13 protein-coding genes are annotated in these 15432 nt (G+C 71.4%); 6 read left to right on the top strand and 7 right to left on the bottom strand.

All coding sequences use genetic code 11. From position 1 onward, the window contains the following. Nucleotides 1-34: 34 nt before the first annotated feature. The gene (locus tag ACFVTR_RS03820; RefSeq protein WP_387034886.1) at nucleotides 35-367 is read right to left on the bottom strand and encodes an MTH1187 family thiamine-binding protein; all 333 of its coding nucleotides are present in this window, start codon (nucleotides 365-367) and stop codon (nucleotides 35-37) included. Between the two features lie 35 nt (nucleotides 368-402). Further along, a complete protein-coding gene (locus tag ACFVTR_RS03815) occupies nucleotides 403-1662 on the bottom strand; it encodes a hypothetical protein (protein ID WP_387034884.1) in 1260 nt (419 codons plus the stop codon). A gap of 94 nt (nucleotides 1663-1756) precedes the next feature. Between ACFVTR_RS03815 and ACFVTR_RS03810 the strand changes: the two genes are divergently transcribed. Genes ACFVTR_RS03810 through ACFVTR_RS03800 form a run of 3 tightly spaced genes read left to right on the top strand, consistent with a single transcriptional unit; the run spans nucleotide 1757 to nucleotide 4299 of the window. Then, nucleotides 1757-2617, top strand: a complete 861-nt coding sequence (locus ACFVTR_RS03810; protein WP_387034882.1) for an ABC transporter substrate-binding protein — start codon at nucleotides 1757-1759, stop codon at nucleotides 2615-2617. 57 nt (nucleotides 2618-2674) lie between these two features. Then, nucleotides 2675-3553, top strand: a complete 879-nt coding sequence (locus ACFVTR_RS03805) for an amino acid ABC transporter permease (protein ID WP_387034880.1) — start codon at nucleotides 2675-2677, stop codon at nucleotides 3551-3553. Beyond that, nucleotides 3550-4299, top strand: a complete 750-nt coding sequence (locus ACFVTR_RS03800; RefSeq protein WP_387034878.1) for an amino acid ABC transporter ATP-binding protein — start codon at nucleotides 3550-3552, stop codon at nucleotides 4297-4299. The genes ACFVTR_RS03805 and ACFVTR_RS03800 overlap by 4 nt, the downstream gene beginning before the upstream one ends. A gap of 36 nt (nucleotides 4300-4335) precedes the next feature. Here ACFVTR_RS03800 and ACFVTR_RS03795 read toward each other — a convergent pair whose 3' ends face one another. Next, a complete protein-coding gene (locus ACFVTR_RS03795) occupies nucleotides 4336-5184 on the bottom strand; it encodes an NAD(P)H-hydrate dehydratase (protein WP_387034876.1) in 849 nt (282 codons plus the stop codon). 23 nt (nucleotides 5185-5207) lie between these two features. On the opposite strand from ACFVTR_RS03795, the gene ACFVTR_RS03790 reads away from it, so the two are divergent. Then, the gene (locus ACFVTR_RS03790; RefSeq protein WP_387034874.1) at nucleotides 5208-5840 is read left to right on the top strand and encodes an HAD family hydrolase; all 633 of its coding nucleotides are present in this window, start codon (nucleotides 5208-5210) and stop codon (nucleotides 5838-5840) included. After that, complete coding sequence (locus ACFVTR_RS03785; RefSeq protein WP_387034872.1) at nucleotides 5837-6952, top strand: NADH:flavin oxidoreductase/NADH oxidase; 1116 nt, start codon at nucleotides 5837-5839, stop codon at nucleotides 6950-6952. Before ACFVTR_RS03790 ends, ACFVTR_RS03785 begins: the two co-directional genes overlap by 4 nt. 16 nt (nucleotides 6953-6968) lie before the next feature. Here the strand turns inward: ACFVTR_RS03785 and ACFVTR_RS03780 are convergent, their stop codons facing one another. The 4 genes from ACFVTR_RS03780 to ACFVTR_RS03765 form a co-directional block, all read right to left on the bottom strand. Further along, nucleotides 6969-7397, bottom strand: coding sequence for a VOC family protein (locus ACFVTR_RS03780; protein ID WP_387034870.1), 429 nt, complete (start codon nucleotides 7395-7397; stop codon nucleotides 6969-6971). A gap of 59 nt (nucleotides 7398-7456) precedes the next feature. Next, nucleotides 7457-8494 carry a hemolysin family protein gene (locus ACFVTR_RS03775; RefSeq protein WP_387034868.1) on the bottom strand — a complete coding sequence of 346 codons (1038 nt, stop codon included), beginning with the start codon at nucleotides 8492-8494 and terminating at the stop codon, nucleotides 7457-7459. After that, nucleotides 8491-9825, bottom strand: coding sequence for a hemolysin family protein (locus ACFVTR_RS03770; protein ID WP_387034866.1), 1335 nt, complete (start codon nucleotides 9823-9825; stop codon nucleotides 8491-8493). Before ACFVTR_RS03770 ends, ACFVTR_RS03775 begins: the two co-directional genes overlap by 4 nt. Nucleotides 9826-9941: 116 nt before the next feature. Beyond that, the gene (locus ACFVTR_RS03765; protein WP_387034864.1) at nucleotides 9942-11381 is read right to left on the bottom strand and encodes a GuaB1 family IMP dehydrogenase-related protein; all 1440 of its coding nucleotides are present in this window, start codon (nucleotides 11379-11381) and stop codon (nucleotides 9942-9944) included. Nucleotides 11382-11526: 145 nt separating this feature from the next. On the opposite strand from ACFVTR_RS03765, the gene ACFVTR_RS03760 reads away from it, so the two are divergent. After that, the gene (locus ACFVTR_RS03760; RefSeq protein ID WP_387034862.1) at nucleotides 11527-15312 is read left to right on the top strand and encodes a multifunctional oxoglutarate decarboxylase/oxoglutarate dehydrogenase thiamine pyrophosphate-binding subunit/dihydrolipoyllysine-residue succinyltransferase subunit; all 3786 of its coding nucleotides are present in this window, start codon (nucleotides 11527-11529) and stop codon (nucleotides 15310-15312) included. The last annotated feature ends 120 nt before the right edge of the window (nucleotides 15313-15432 follow it).

The following is a 15432-nucleotide window of genomic DNA, read 5'->3' as shown; positions in this document are numbered from 1 at the left end:
CCGACGGCGACATCGTCGGATCCGAGCGGCGGGCTCAGTCCTGTGGTGCTCCGGCGCCCTCGCCCGCCTCGTCGATCGCCGACTCGAGCCGGTCGATCTTCGCATCGAGCTCGCCCGACCAGCCCGGGCGGATGTCGGCCTTCAGCACGAGCGAGACCCGCGAGCCGTACTCGCCCACCGCTTCGGTCGCACGCCGCACCACGTCGAAGACCTCGTCCCACTCGCCCTCGATCTCGGTGAACATCGAGGTCGTGCGATTCGGGAGCCCGGACTCGCGGACGATCCGGACCGCCGCGGCGACGGCGTCGTGCACGGATCCGTCCGCGCGGCCCGTTCCGCTCGGCGCGACGGAGAACGCCACCAGCATGCTGCCTCCTCGGCGGGTGGGGTCGGTGCCGTCGCTCAACCCGTCGTGAACGCGGCCTCCCGCCTGGTGCCAGCCTGCCACACGACGATGAGCGACCAGACCAGGAGTGCGCCGAGCAGGGCGACCTTCATGGTGAGCAGGAACACGAACGCCGGGTTCGCGATGAGGAGCCAGCCGTACCAGTACGGGTAGATGATCTGCGTGAGCAGCGCCACGGCGGCGGCGAGCAGCGCCGGCGCCGCGAACCGGACGGGGCGCAGCACGAGGCCGAGCACGACGGGCGCCGCGAGCCAGGTCGCGAACTGCGGCGATCCGACCTTGTTGGCGAGCATGAGCACGACGACGAAGGCGAGCGAGAGCGGCGCCATGAGCACGACGAACGGCGCCCCGCGACGTGCAGCGCGCACGCCGAAGGCGGCGACGACGAGCGCGGCGACGAGCATGAGGGGCGTCGTGAGCGCGGCCGCGGCGTCGGCGCCGGGTCCGACGATCTGGAACGTGAGGATGTCCTGCGAGTACTCGATCGTGACGTCCTTCGCACCCGCGACGATCTGCCACAGCCAGAACACCGCGGCGGGAGCCTCGATCTGCAGGCCGCGGCCCGCCTGCTCGGCGATGAACCCGAACGCGTTCGTCCCGGCGCCGGCGAGCAGGCTCACGCCGATGATCGCCGCGCTCAGCGAGAGCGCGATCGTCACGACCTCGCCGCGCCGGCGCGAGGCGATCACGAGCGCGGCCACGAGGGCGGCGGGCCACACCTTGATCCAGGCGCCGATCGTGAGCAGTGTGGCCGCGACCCGAGGACGACCCGCTGCCCACAGCAGGCCGGCGATCGCGAAGGGCACCGTCACTGCGTCGATGCGGCCGAGCGCGATCGGTCCGAGGAGTGCGAGGAAACCGAGCCACCACCAGGCGGCCGCCCGCCGCGGGCGGGAGAGCGCCGCACGGCCGAGCAGGATCGAGAAGGCGAGGGCATCCAGGACGATGACGATGGCGAGCCACGACTGGGCGATGTACGCCTCGCCGAATGCGAAGGCCGCCGCCATCGGCGCGAATGCGAGGATCGGATACACCCAGGGCGCGTCGATGCCCATGCGGAGCCAGCCCTGCGAGGCGTTCTCGGCCCACACCCGGTAGACCCCGGTGACGTCGCCCATCGGGTACCCGGGCGCCGAGAGGTTCAGCCACGCGAGCAGCAGGTGCACCGCGGCGAAAGCGGTCCAGAGGGCGGCGCGGCCGCCGAGGGCGTGCCGCAACCGGGCAGCGGATGTCTCGCGCTCGCCTCCCCCGGTCACGCGACGAGCCTAGCCGAGCGTCATATTCCGCCACGCGCACGCGCCGTGTCGGCGGGATCCGGGATGCTGGAGGCCGACGCAACCGGAGGCCGCCATGACTCGACGCACGCACACCCGACGCACACTCGCCGCACTCGCCCTCGTCGCGTCCGCGACGCTCGCGCTCGTCGGCTGCGCCGCCGGGGGTTCAGACGACGGTGCGACCGGCGAGGCCGCGGGCGACGGCCACGTCACCGCGGGCAAGCTCACGATCGGCACCGGCGAGCCCGCCTACTTCCCGTGGGTCGTCGACGACGCCCCCGAGAGCGGCGAGGGCTTCGAGGCGGCCGTCGCGTACGCCGTCGCCGAGCAGCTCGGCTTCGCCGACGACGACGTGGTGTGGGTGCGCACGACCTTCGACCAGGCGATCGCCCCGGGCCCGAAGACCTTCGACCTCAACCTCCAGCAGTTCTCGATCACCGAGGAGCGCGCGGCGAACGTCGACTTCTCCTCGCCGTACTACGCGACGACCCAGGTGGTCATCACGGTCGCCGGCTCCCCCGCTTCGGGCGCCACCTCGATCGACGAGCTGCAGAAGCTCAACGTCGGCGCGCAGACGGGCACGACGAGCCTCGACGCGGTCGAGGAGATCATCCGGCCGACGGCCGGCGCGAGCGTGTTCAACACGAACGACGACGCGAAGTTCGCGCTGCAGAACGGCACCGTCGACGCCATCGTCGTCGACCTGCCGACGGCGTTCTACCTCACCGGCGCCGAGCTCGACGGCGGCGAGATCATCGGCCAGCTGCCCGAGACCTCGGCGGGCGGCGACGAGTTCGGCTTCGTGCTCGCGAAGGACTCCCCGCTCACCGACGAGGTCACCGCCGCGGTCGACGCGCTCCGCGCCGACGGCACCCTCGACGCCCTCGCGGCCGAGTGGCTCGGCGGCGAGGGCGCGGCCCCGGTCCTCGAGTGACGCCCGGCCGAACGCCGGCCGGCGAGGCATCCCCGTGCTGCCGCTAGCGTGGTCGTCGTGACCACGACCGACCGCGACGACGCCGGCGCCGCCACGTGGCGGCCGAGTGCCGTCGAGCTCGACCGGCGGGCGTTCCGCCGACGGCAGACCCGCCGCTCGGTGCTCGTGAGCGCGGGCTCGACTGTCGTGTTCGCCGCCCTGCTCGCGTGGGCGCTCATCGGCTCACCCGGCTGGGCGGCGGTGCAGCAGTCGTTCTTCGACCCCGAGGTGGCGATCGCCTCGCTGCCCCGCATCCTCGAGGGGCTCTGGCTCAACATCCAGGTGCTCGTCGCGGCGAGCATCGGCGTGATGATCTTCGCGCTGCTGCTCGCCACGCTCCGCACGCTTCGCGGCCCGGTGTTCTTCCCGCTCCGCGCCCTCGCGGCCGGCTACACCGACCTGTTCCGGGGCGTGCCGCTGCTCATCGTGCTCTACCTCGTGGGCTACGGCGTGCCAGGGCTCGACTTCTTCCCGGCCATGCCTGTCGCGTTCTGGGGCACGATCGCGCTCGTGCTGACGTACTCGGCGTACGTCTCCGAGGTGTTCCGCGCCGGCATCGAGGCGGTGCACCCCTCGCAGCGGCTCGCCGCCCGCTCGCTCGGCCTCAGCCACGGACAGACCATGCGCCGCGTCGTGCTGCCGCAGGCGATGCGCAAGGTGACGCCGGCGCTCATGAACGACTTCGTCGCCATGCAGAAGGACGTCGGGCTCATCTCGGTGCTCGGCGCCGTCGACGCCGTGCGCGCCGCCCAGATCGAGACGGCCCACTACTTCAACTTCACGCCCTATGTCGTCGCGGGGCTGCTGTTCGTGCTGCTCGCCTGGCCGATGATCCGGCTCACCGACTGGGTGACCGCGCGCATGCGCGAACGCGAGCAGATCGGCAGCATCGTATGACCACGACCACCGAGCCGCTGCTCCGGCTGCAGGGCATCCGGCGGGCCTTCGGCGACAAGGTCGTGCTCGACGGCATCGACCTCGAGGTCGGCGCCCACGAGGTCGTCGCACTCATCGGGGCGAGCGGCTCGGGCAAGTCCACCCTGCTGCGCTCGATCAACCTCCTCGAGCCGATCGACGACGGCGTCATCCTGCTCCGCGGCGACGACATCAGCGACCCGCGCGTCGACGCCGACGGCGTGCGCGCACGCATCGGCGTCGTGTTCCAGCACTACAACCTCTTCCCGCATCTCAGCGTGCTCGACAACGTCACCCTCGCCTCTCGGCTCGTGCATCGGATGCCCCGGCGGGAGGCCGAGCGTCGAGGCCTCGAGCTGCTCGACTCGGTGGGTCTCGCAGGCTTCGCGGGCGCGTTCCCCGATCGGCTCTCGGGCGGCCAGCAGCAGCGGGCGGCGATCGTCAGGGCGATCGCGACCGACCCCGAGCTCCTCCTCCTCGACGAGGTCACGAGCGCTCTCGACCCCGCGCTCGTGGGCGAGGTGCTCGCGCTCGTTCGCTCGCTCGCCGAACGCGGCACGACGATCGTGATGGCGACCCACGAGATGGCTTTCGCGCGCGACGTCGCCGATCGCGTCGTGCTCCTCGACGGCGGCCGCATCCTCGAGCAGGCGCCGGCCGCCGAGTTCTTCGCGTCGCCGCGCGAGCCGCGCACGCGTGAGTTCCTGGCGCGCTTCCTCGACGGCTAGCGCGGCGCAGCACGCCCGCAACCACCGCTACCGCCCTCAGCGCTGCAGCAGCCCGCCGATCACCTGGGGCACCGCGGCGGCGATGTCGAGCGCAGCCACCGGCCCGCCGTCGACCGCCGCGCTGGCGCGGCGCGCGGCCTCGCCGTGGATCCAGGCGGCAGTCGCCGCGAGCTTCGTCAGCACCTCGGCGTCGACCGCGAGCTCGGCGTGGTGCGTGGCAACGAGCGCGCCGAGGATGCCGCCGAGCACGTCGCCGGTGCCGGCGCTCGCGAGCCAGTGCGTGTCGGCGGTCACGGTGTAGCGATCCCCGTCGGGATCGGCGATGTGGGTCACCGCCCCCTTGAGCAGCACCGCGACGCCGAGCTCTCGTGCGGCGCGGTCGGCCCAGCCCCTGGGATCGGCGCGCACCTCGTCGACGCTCACCTCGACCTCGCGGGTGACGAGCAGGCTCGCGAGCTCGCGAGCGTGCGGGGTGATCACCGTCGGCGCCGTGTGCGTGCCGACGAGATCGAGCCCGCCGGCGTCGAGCACGGCGGGAACCCTGGCGGCGAGTGCGTGCTGCAGGTCGCCCTGCAGCATGAAGGAGCGCCGGGTCGGATCGATGCCCGAGCCGATGAGCCAGGCCTGCACGCGTCCGGGGACCGTCACGGTCTCGGGACGGCGCAGCAGCACGGCGGCGCGCACACCGCGCGGACCGGTGTAGCGCACCATGCCGACGCCGGTCCGGGTCGCGGCCTCGACCCCGAGCACGGCGGCCCCGGGGTAGTCGGTCGATCCGGTGATCACGCCGAGCACGCCGCGCGAGTACTTGTCGTCCCCGGCATAGGGGGCCTTCACCCAGCCGGCCGCCTCATCGGCGGTCCATTCCTGCCACGGTTCGCCCATATACCAACGATAGGTTGAGTGGGATGACTCCGACAGCCCTCGCCCCGATCAGCCTCTCGCCCTCGGTCGTCGTCTTCGACTACGGCGAGGTCATCTCGCGCGAGCCGACCGAGGCCGACCGGGTCGCGCTGGTCGCGCGAGCCGGCGTGCCGGCCGAGGCGTTCTGGGACTCGTACTGGGCCCACCGCGAGGGGCTCGACCGCGGCACGACCTCGATCGCCGGGTACTGGCAGGCGGTCGCCCGCGACACGGGCGCCGCGTGGGGCGCGCTCGACGTGCACGAGCTCTGGGCGATCGACCATCGCGGCTGGCTCTCGGTCGACCCGGGCACGCTCGCGGTGCTGCACGCGCTGGCCGACGGCGGCACGCGCCTCGCGCTCCTCTCGAATGCGGGGGCCGACTTCTCGGGCTGGCTCCGCCACGGGTCGTTCGCGCCGCTCTTCGAGCGGGTGTTCGTGAGCGGCGAGCTCGAGCTCGTGAAGCCCGAGGCCGCGATCTACGAGCACGTCATCGACGAGCTCGACATCGAGCCCGCGCAGTTCCTCTTCGTCGACAACCGGGCCGAGAACGTCGAGGGCGCGCGCGCCGTCGGCGGCGACGGGCACGTCTTCACGGATGCCGCGGGGCTCGAGCGCTGGCTCCGGAGCCTGGCGTGAGCGGGGCGGCGCACAAGGGTCCCGCGCTGTTCCGACCGATCACGATCCGCGGGCTCGAGATCCGCAACCGCGTCTGGGTGCCGCCCCTCTGCCAGTACTCGGTGACGGCGCGCGACGGCGTGCCGCACGACTGGCATCTCGTGCACCTCGGTGCGATGGCCGCGGGCGGCGCGGGGCTCGTGATCGCCGAGGCGACCGCGGTGAATCCCGAGGGCCGCATCTCCGACCACGACACGGGCCTCTGGAACGACGAGCAGGCGGCGGCCTGGTCGCGGATCACCCGGTTCATCCGGTCGCAGGGGGCCGCCGCGGGCATCCAGCTCGCGCATGCGGGGCGCAAGGCCTCGGTGTGGCCCGAACCGATGCGGCGGCGCGGATCCCAGCCGCTCGAGGAGGGCGGATGGCCGACCGTGTCGGCGTCGGCCGTCGCGTTCGACGGCTACCGCGAGCCGCTCGCCCTCGACGAGGCCGGCATCGCCGGGGTGATCGACGACTTCCGCACCGCGGCCCGCCGTGCGGTCACGGCGGGGTTCGACCTCGTCGAGGTCCACGCCGCTCACGGCTACCTCGTGCACCAGTTCCTCTCGCCGCTCGCGAACACGCGCGACGACCGGTGGGGCGGCAGCCTCGAGAATCGAGCCCGACTCCTCCTCGAGATCGTCCGGGCGGTGCGTGCGGAGATCGGCGAGGAGATGCCGCTGTTCGTGCGGTTCTCCGCGACCGACTGGGTGCCGGGCGGATGGGACGAGGCGCAGACCTCCGTCGTCGCGGCCTGGGCCGAAGATGCGGGCGCCGACTTCTTCGACATCTCGACGGGCGGGCTCGTGGCCGTCGCCGACATCCCCGTCGCACCGGGCTATCAGGCGCACTTCGCCGAGTACGTCGGCGAGCGCTCGGAGGCGCCGGTGTCGGCCGTCGGCCGCATCACCGACGCCCGTCACGCCGAGGACCTCGTCGCGGAGGGCCGCGCCGACGCCGTCATGTTCGGCAAGGCGATGATGCGCGACCCGCATTTCGCGATGCGCGCCGCGCACGAACTCGGCGCCGACACGTCGATGTGGCCGGCGCAGTACCTCCGGGCCCGGCCCGAGCACAACGACGGCGAGTGGTGACGACCGGTCGGGGCGACTAGCTCGCAGAGTCCGACCGCATGCGCGCCATCCGCTCCATCGACTCGGCCGACATCTGCCCGATCGCGAAGATGTTGCCCTCGCTGTCGCTGAACCAGGCGCTGCGCTCGTCGCCGAGTTCGGCCACGCCGTCGACGGTCGTGAGCCCGGGCAGGTCGTAGTCGTGGAACACGACCCCGTGCGTGCGGAGGGCCGTAATGTCGCGGTCGAGGTCGTCGCTGAAGAGGTTGAATGCGGTGTTCTGCGCGGTGCCGGCGTAGTCGGTGCGGTACACCATGACCGCCGTCCCGCCGACGTCGTAGAACAGCATCCCTCCCTCGGTCTCCTCGTACACCGGGTCGCGGCCGAGCACGTCGTGCCACCAACTGCGCGCCCGGTCGATGTCGGCGGCGGGGAGGACGGCGCACGCCGTGAGTTTCTCGAACATGATCATTCCTCGAGTTCCTCGGGTCGTGGAAAGTCTACGCCGCCTCCCCCTCCGACGGACTACCCCCGACGGGTCGCGTCCTGCACCTCGCCGACGAGCTCCTCGATGATGTCCTCCAGGAAGATCACCCCGCTCGTCGAGCCGTCCTCCTCGAAGGTGCGCGCCACGTGCGTGCCGAGGCGGCGCATCGTGGCGAGCGCGTCCTCGAGGTCGGTGCCGTCGAAGATCGACACGAGCCGGCGCACCCGCTTCGCGGGGATCGGGTCGTCGAACTCGTCGTCGTCGAGGTCGATCACGTCCTTCAGGTGCACGTAGCCGTCGGGCTCGCCGCCCTCGCCGAGGATCGGGTAGCGCGAGAAGCCGCGACGGGCGACCGCCCGTTCGACATCGCCCGGCGTCGCCCCCGGCGGCAGGCTCACGAGGCCCGACATCGGCACCGTGACATCCTTCACGCGCTTCGTGGTGAACTCGAACGCCGCCGTGAGCGTGCCGCTCGCATCGTCGAGCACGCCCTCGCGGCGCGACTGGTCGACGATCGTCTGCACCTCCTCGAGCGTGAACGTCGAGGTCGCCTCGTTCTTCGGCTCGACGCCGAACAGGCGCAGCACGCCGTTCGCCGTCGCGTTCAGCGCGACGATGATCGGCTTGAACACGCGCGCGACGAACACGAGCGGAGGTGCGAGCAGCAGCACCGCCCGGTCGGGCACCGAGAACGAGAGGTTCTTCGGCACCATCTCGCCGAACACGACGTGGAGGTACGAGACGAGCACGAGCGTCACGATGAACGCGACCGTCGAGACGACCTCGACCGACCAGCCCGTGAGGTGCAGCGGCACCTCGAGCAGGTGGTGGATCGCCGGCTCGGAGACGTTCAGGATCAGCAGCGAGCACACCGTGATGCCGAGCTGGCTCGTCGCCAGCATGAGCGTCGCGTGCTCCATCGCCCAGAGCGCGGTCCTGGCGCTGCGCTTGCCCTGCTCGGCGAGCGGCTCGATCTGCGAGCGCCTGGCCGAGATGACGGCGAACTCGGCGCCCACGAAGAAGGCGTTCGCCGCGAGCAGCACGAACAGCCAGGCGATGCCAGCCCAGTCGCTCATCGGCCCGCCTCCTCGTCATCGGCGGCCGCGTCGGCCGGTAGGGGTTTCGGCACGAAGCGCAGCCGGTCGATGCGGCGGCCGTCGAGGCGCTGCACGCTCAGCGTGCCCTCGTCGATCGCGACCTCGTCGCCGACGACGGGCAGGCGCCCGAGCTCGGACATCACGTAGCCGGCGACGGTCTCGTAGTCGCCGTTCTCGGGCACGTGGATGCCGGTGCGCTCGACGAGCTCGTCGGGTCGCAGTATTCCGGGGAAGCTCACGTTGTCGCCACGTCGGACGATGCCCGCCCGGGTGCGGTCGTGCTCGTCGGCGACCTCGCCGACGAGCTCCTCGACGAGATCCTCGAGCGTCGCGACCCCCGCGGTGCCGCCGTACTCGTCGACGACGACCGCCATCTGGAACCCCCGGCCGCGCAGCTCGCCGAGCAGCGCATCGAGCTTGATCGTCTCGGGCACGCGGAGCGCGTCGGACTGGAGGGCCGACGCCGGCACCTCGGCCCGGCGCTCGCGCGGCACGGCCACGGCCTGCTTCACGTGCACGACGCCGACGACGTCGTCGAGGTTCTCGTCGTAGACCGGGAACCTCGAGAAGCCGGTCTGGCGGGCGAGTTCGAGCACGGCCTCGGCCGGTTCGAGCCGCTGCACGGCCGCGACCCGCGGGCGCGGGGTCATGACGTCGGAGGCGTCGTGGTCGGAGAAGCGCAGCGTGCGTCCGAGGAGGGTGGCCGTGTCCTTCTCGAGGAGGCCGGCGCTCGCGGAGCGGCGCACGAGGGAGGAGAGCTCCTCGGCCGAACGCGCGCCCGACAGCTCCTCCTTCGGCTCGATGCCGACGGCGCGCAGGATGGCGTTGGCGCTGCCGTTCAGCACGACGATCGCGGGCCGGAACACCCAGGTGAACGCCGTCTGGAACGGGATCACGAGCTTCGCCGTCGCGAGCGGCAGTGCGAGCGCGAAGTTCTTCGGCACGAGCTCGCCGATGATCATCGAGAGGAGGGTCGCGACGACGATCGCCGTCGTCGCGCCGACCGGGCGGACGAGCGAGTCGGGGATCCCGATCGCGGCGAGCGGCTCGGCGAGGAGCGAGGAGATCGCCGGCTCCATCGTGTACCCGGTGAGCAGCGTCGTCAGCGTGATACCGAGCTGCGCGCTCGAGAGGTGCGTCGAGGTGATCTTCAACGCCGCGATCGTCATGCCGAGGCGGGTCTCACCCCGCTCGCGTCGCGCCTCGAGATCGGCGCGATCGAGATTGACGAGCGCGAACTCGCTCGCAACGAACAAGCCCGTGCCGATCGTGAGGAGGAGTCCGATGCCGAGGAGTATCCACTCAGACAACGCTGCCTCCCCGAACGGTCACGGGCGAGGGTCTATGGCCGGGGTTCTTCGCAGAGGGAGGATCATCCATGGTCGTTCAAGTATATGCGGGCGATCCCGACGACCACCGGGCTCATTCACCAGCTGACCGGGAGCGCCTTGCCCTCCTCGTAGCCGGCGGCGGACTGGATGCCGACGAGCGCGCGCTCGCGGAACTCGGCGAGCGTCCGCGCACCCGCGTAGGTGAACGAGCTGCGCACCCCCGAGGTGATCATGTCGAGCAGGTCCTCGAGCGAGGGACGCAGCGGGTCGAGGTAGATCGACGACGACGAGATGCCCTCGGCGAAGAGCTCCTTGCGGGCGAGCTCGTACGGCGAGAGGCGGTCGAAGCGCTCGCGAACCGCCTTGGTCGAGGCCATGCCCCAGCTCTCCTTGAAGAGGCGGCCGGATGCATCGCGCCGCAGCGTTCCGGGCGCCTCGATCGTGCCGGCGAACCAGGAGCCGATCATGACCGAGGCGGCGCCGGCCGCGAGCGCGAGCGCGACGTCGCGGGGGTACCGCACCCCGCCGTCGGCCCACACACTGGCGCCGAGCTCGCGCGCGGCCTCGGCCGTCTCGAGCACCGCAGAGAACTGTGGGCGGCCGACCGCCGTCATCATGCGGGTCGTGCACATCGCGCCGGGGCCGACGCCGACCTTGAGCACGTCGGCGCCCGCGTCGACGAGGTCGCCGACGGCCGCCGCGGTCACGATGTTGCCCGCCACGATCGGGATGCCGAGGTCGAGGTCGCGCACGGTCGACACCGCCCGGATCATGCCCTCCTGGTGCCCGTGCGCCGTGTCGAGGACGAGCATGTCGACGCCCGCCGCCGCGAGCGCGCGCGCCTTCGCGGCCACGTCGCCGTTGATGCCGACCGCCGCCGCCACCCGCAGCCGGCCGTCCCGGTCGACGTTCGGCTCGTAGATCGTGCCGCGCAGGGCGCTCCGCCGGCTCAGCGTGCCGACGACGTGGCCGTGCTCGAGCACCGGCGCGAAGTCGAGCTCCGCCTCGACCATGAGGTCGAACGCGCGGCGGGGGCTGTCGACGTCGTCGGCGTCGAGCGAGGCGATGCCGCCGTGCACGAGGTCGCCGAGCCGAGCGTCGGGCAGCGCGCTCGCGAGCCTCGTCGCGGGGAGGCATCCGACGTAGCGCCCCGTCGTGTCGTGGAGCACGATGCCGTGCCCCTCGAACGGCGGCAGCGACTCGAGCGCGTCGGCAGCGGTCGCGTCGGGGTGGAACGCGTGCGGGGTGTCGAAGCGCGGCGACTGCGACTTCACCGAGCGGATCGACTCGGCCAGGTCCTGCAGGTGCAGGTCCTGCGGGAGCACGCCGATGCCGCCGCGGCGGGCGAGCGTCGCCGCCAGTCGAGGGCCCGTGATCGAGTTCATGTTCGCCGAGACGATCGGCACGGACGCCCCCGATCCGTCGTCGGGGGCGAGCGACACGTCGAGCCGGCTCGTCACGCCCGAACGACTCGGAACGAGGAACACGTCGGAGTAGGTCAGGTCGTGGGTCGGGGCCGTCCGGTAGAACTCCATGCCCTCAGCGTAGGCCGCGCCCCTGCGGCGTGCACGAGGCGCCTCGCGCGGGGTTTAGGCTTGTGTGGGTGATCGGCCACGACGCGTTCGCGGCCGGGTCGATCTCCGAGAATCCAGCATCAACGGAGAGAGTGGGCGAGCGGCTGTGTCGAGCCAATTGACCGGAGCGGGATCCGACGAAACGGCGTCGGGCGAATACGGAGCCAACGAATGGCTCGTCGACGAGATGTACGAGAAGTTCCTCGCCGATCCCGACTCGGTCGACCAGACCTGGAGGCCGGTGCTCGAGCGGCGCCGCGCGCAGAGCGAACAGGGCGCAGCGGCCCCCGCGACGAACGGCGCCGCCCCGCAGGGCCAGGCGCCCGCGGCCGCGCCGGCCGCTGAGGCTCCCGCCGAGGCATCCGCCCCGCAGCAGGCCGCACCGGCCGCGCCGGCGGCCGACGCCGCGGCGCCCGCCGCCCCCGCGACCGCGCCGGTGCCCGTGATCGGGCAGACCCCGGCCGCCCGCACCACCTCGGTGGCGCCGCGCACCCAGCCGGTGCCGGCCGACGTGCCCGTCACGAGCCCGCAGCCGGTCGTGGCCGACGCCCCCGCCGAAGACGAGGTCGTGGCGCTCAAGGGCATGCCGAAGGCCCTCGCCGCGAACATGGACGCCTCGCTCACCGTGCCGACCGCGACGAGCGTGCGCACCGTGCCGGCGAAGCTCATGATCGACAACCGCATCGTGATCAACAACCACCTGCGGCGCACCCGCGGCGGCAAGATCAGCTTCACCCACCTCATCGGCTGGGCGCTCATCCAGGCGCTGAAGGAGTTCCCGAGCCAGAACGTCTTCTACTCCGAGGTCGACGGCAAGCCGAGCCTCGTGAAGCCCGCGCACATCGGCCTCGGCATCGCGATCGACATCCCGAAGCCCGACGGCACCCGTGCCCTCCTCGTGCCCGCGATCAAGCGCGCCGAGACCATGTCGTTCAACGAGTACCTGAGCGCCTACGAAGACCTCGTGTCGCGGGCCCGCCAGAACAAGCTCAAGGCCGACGACTTCTCGGGCGCGACGATCTCACTGACGAACCCCGGCGGCATCGGCACCGTGCACTCGGTGCCCCGCCTCATGAAGGGCCAGGGCTGCATCATCGGCGCCGGCGCCCTCGAGTACCCTGCCGAGTTCCAGGGCTCGAGCGAGAAGACGCTCGCGAACCTCGCGATCGGCAAGACGATCACGCTCACCTCGACCTACGACCACCGCGTCATCCAGGGTGCCGGCTCCGGCGAGTTCCTGAAGAAGGTGCACGAGCTGCTCATCGGCCAGCGCAACTTCTACGAGGACATCTTCGCCGCCCTCCGTCTGCCGTACGAGCCCATCCACTGGGCTCCCGACATCGCCGTCGACGTCGCGAGCGCGATCGACAAGACGGCCCGCGTGCAGGAGCTCATCAACTCCTTCCGCGTCCGCGGCCACATGATGGCCGACATCGACCCGCTCGAGTACGTCCAGCGTTCGCACCCCGACCTCGACATCTCGAGCCACGGCCTCACCTTCTGGGACCTCGACCGCGAGTTCGTCACGGGCGGGTTCGGCGACACCCGCACCGCGCTCCTGCGTGACATCCTCGGCGTCCTGCGCGACTCGTACTGCCGCACCATCGGCATCGAGTACATGCACATCCAGGATCCCGTGCAGCGCAGGTGGATCCAGGAGCAGGTCGAGCGCAAGTACGAGAAGCCGACCCACGACGAGCAGATGCGCATCCTCGGCAAGCTCAACGAGGCCGAGGCGTTCGAGACCTTCCTGCAGACGAAGTACGTCGGGCAGAAGCGCTTCAGCCTCGAGGGCGGCGAGTCCGTCATCGCGCTCCTCGACGAGATCCTGCAGGGCGCCGCGAAGGAGAACCTCGACGAGGTCGCCATCGGCATGGCGCACCGCGGCCGCCTCAACGTGCTCACGAACATCGCCGGCAAGACGTACGGCCAGGTGTTCCGCGAGTTCGAGGGCGCCACCGCGGGCCAGGGCTCGGGCGACGTGAAGTACCACCTCGGCACCGAGGGCACCTTCACCGCCGACGACGGCCACCAGGTGCCCGTCTCGCTCGCCGCGAACCCCTCGCACCTCGAGGCCGTCGACGGCGTGCTCGAGGGCATCGTCCGCGCCAAGCAGGACCGCAAGCCCATCGGCACCTTCTCGACCCTGCCGATCCTCGTGCACGGCGACGCGGCCATGGCCGGACAGGGCATCGTCGTCGAGACGATGCAGATGTCGCAGCTCCGCGCGTACCGCACGGGCGGCACGATCCACGTGAACATCAACAACCAGGTCGGCTTCACGACGGTGCCGGGCGACGCCCGCTCCTCGATCTACTCGACCGATGTCGCGAAGACGATCCAGGCGCCGATCTTCCACGTGAACGGCGACGACCCCGAGGCCGTCGTCCGCGTGGCCGAGCTCGCGTTCCGTTACCGCCAGGAGTTCAAGCGCGACGTCGTCGTCGACCTCGTCTGCTACCGCCGCCGCGGCCACAACGAGGGCGACGACCCCTCGATGACGCAGCCCCTCATGTACAACCTCATCGAGCAGAAGCGCAGCGTGCGCAAGCTCTACACCGAAGCCCTCGTCGGCCGCGGTGACATCACCGAGGCCGAGTACGAAGAGGCGCACCGCGACTTCCAGGACCGCCTCGAGCGGGCCTTCGCCGAGACCCACGCCGTGCAGACCGGCGCGATCGCGGTGATCGGCGCGACCGAGCAGACCCACGTCCCCGAGCAGCCCACGGGCGAGCTCGAGACCACGGGCGTCGGCGTCGAGGTCGTGCACGCCATCGGCGACGCGTTCAACAACAAGCCCGCCGGCTTCACGGTGCACCCGAAGATCCAGCAGCTGCTGCAGAAGCGCCTCGACATGAGCCGCAACGGCAAGGTCGACTGGGGCTTCGGCGAGCTGCTCGCACTCGGCTCGCTGCTGCTCGAGGGCACCCCGGTGCGCCTCGCCGGACAGGACGCCCGCCGCGGCACCTTCGTGCAGCGCCACGCGGTGCTCCACGACCGCGCGAACGGCCAGGAGTGGCTGCCGCTGCAGAACCTGTCGGAGAACCAGGCGAAGTTCTGGATCTACGACTCGCTCCTCAGCGAGTACGCGGCGATGGGCTTCGAGTACGGCTACTCGGTCGAGCGCGCCGACGCGCTCGTCATGTGGGAGGCGCAGTTCGGCGACTTCGCCAACGGCGCGCAGACCATCATCGACGAGTTCATCTCCTCGGCCGAGCAGAAGTGGGGCCAGCGCTCGAGCGTCGTGCTGCTGCTCCCCCACGGCTACGAGGGCCAGGGCCCCGACCACTCGAGCGCCCGCATCGAGCGCTACCTGCAGCTCTGCGCCGAGAACAACATGACGGTCGCCCGTCCCTCGACGCCCGCGTCGTACTTCCACCTGCTGCGCCGTCAGGCCTACGCACGGCCGCGTCGCCCGCTCGTCGTGTTCACGCCGAAGGCGATGCTGCGCCTGCGCGGGGCGACGAGCGAGGTCGCCGACTTCACCGAGGGCAGGTTCGAGCCGGTGCTCGACGACCCCCGCATCAGCGACCGGGCCGCGGTCAAGCGCGTCGTGTTCGTGTCGGGCAAGATCTACTACGACCTGATCGCCGAGCTCGACAAGCAGCAGAACACCGAGATCGCGGTCGTGCGGCTCGAGCAGCTCTACCCGCTGCCCGCGACCGAGCTCAAGGCCGTGGTCGACGCGTACCCCGAGGCCGAGCTGATGTGGGCCCAGGACGAGCCCGAGAACCAGGGCGCCTGGCCGTACTTCATCATCGAGACGAACAAGCTCGGGCCCCGCACGGTCACGGTCGTCGCCCGCCAGGCCGCGGCATCTCCCGCGACGGGTTCGGCGAAGCGCCACGCGACCGAGCAGGCCGAGCTCGTGCGTCGCGCGACGACGCTCTAGCACTCGACGAACGAACGAAGCGAGCGGATGCCACCGGCATCCGCTCGCTTCGTCGTTGCGGCCGCCCGGGCTCGCGCCAGGCGGCCCGCTCAGCCGCGGGTGTGCCTGTCTGTCGGCGGT

The organism is Agromyces sp. NPDC058126 (assembly GCF_042884595.1).
Classification (GTDB): Bacteria; Actinomycetota; Actinomycetes; order Actinomycetales; family Microbacteriaceae; genus Agromyces.
The sequence above is the reverse complement of the archived record's forward strand: the minus strand, read 5'-3'. Positions and strand labels throughout refer to the sequence as shown.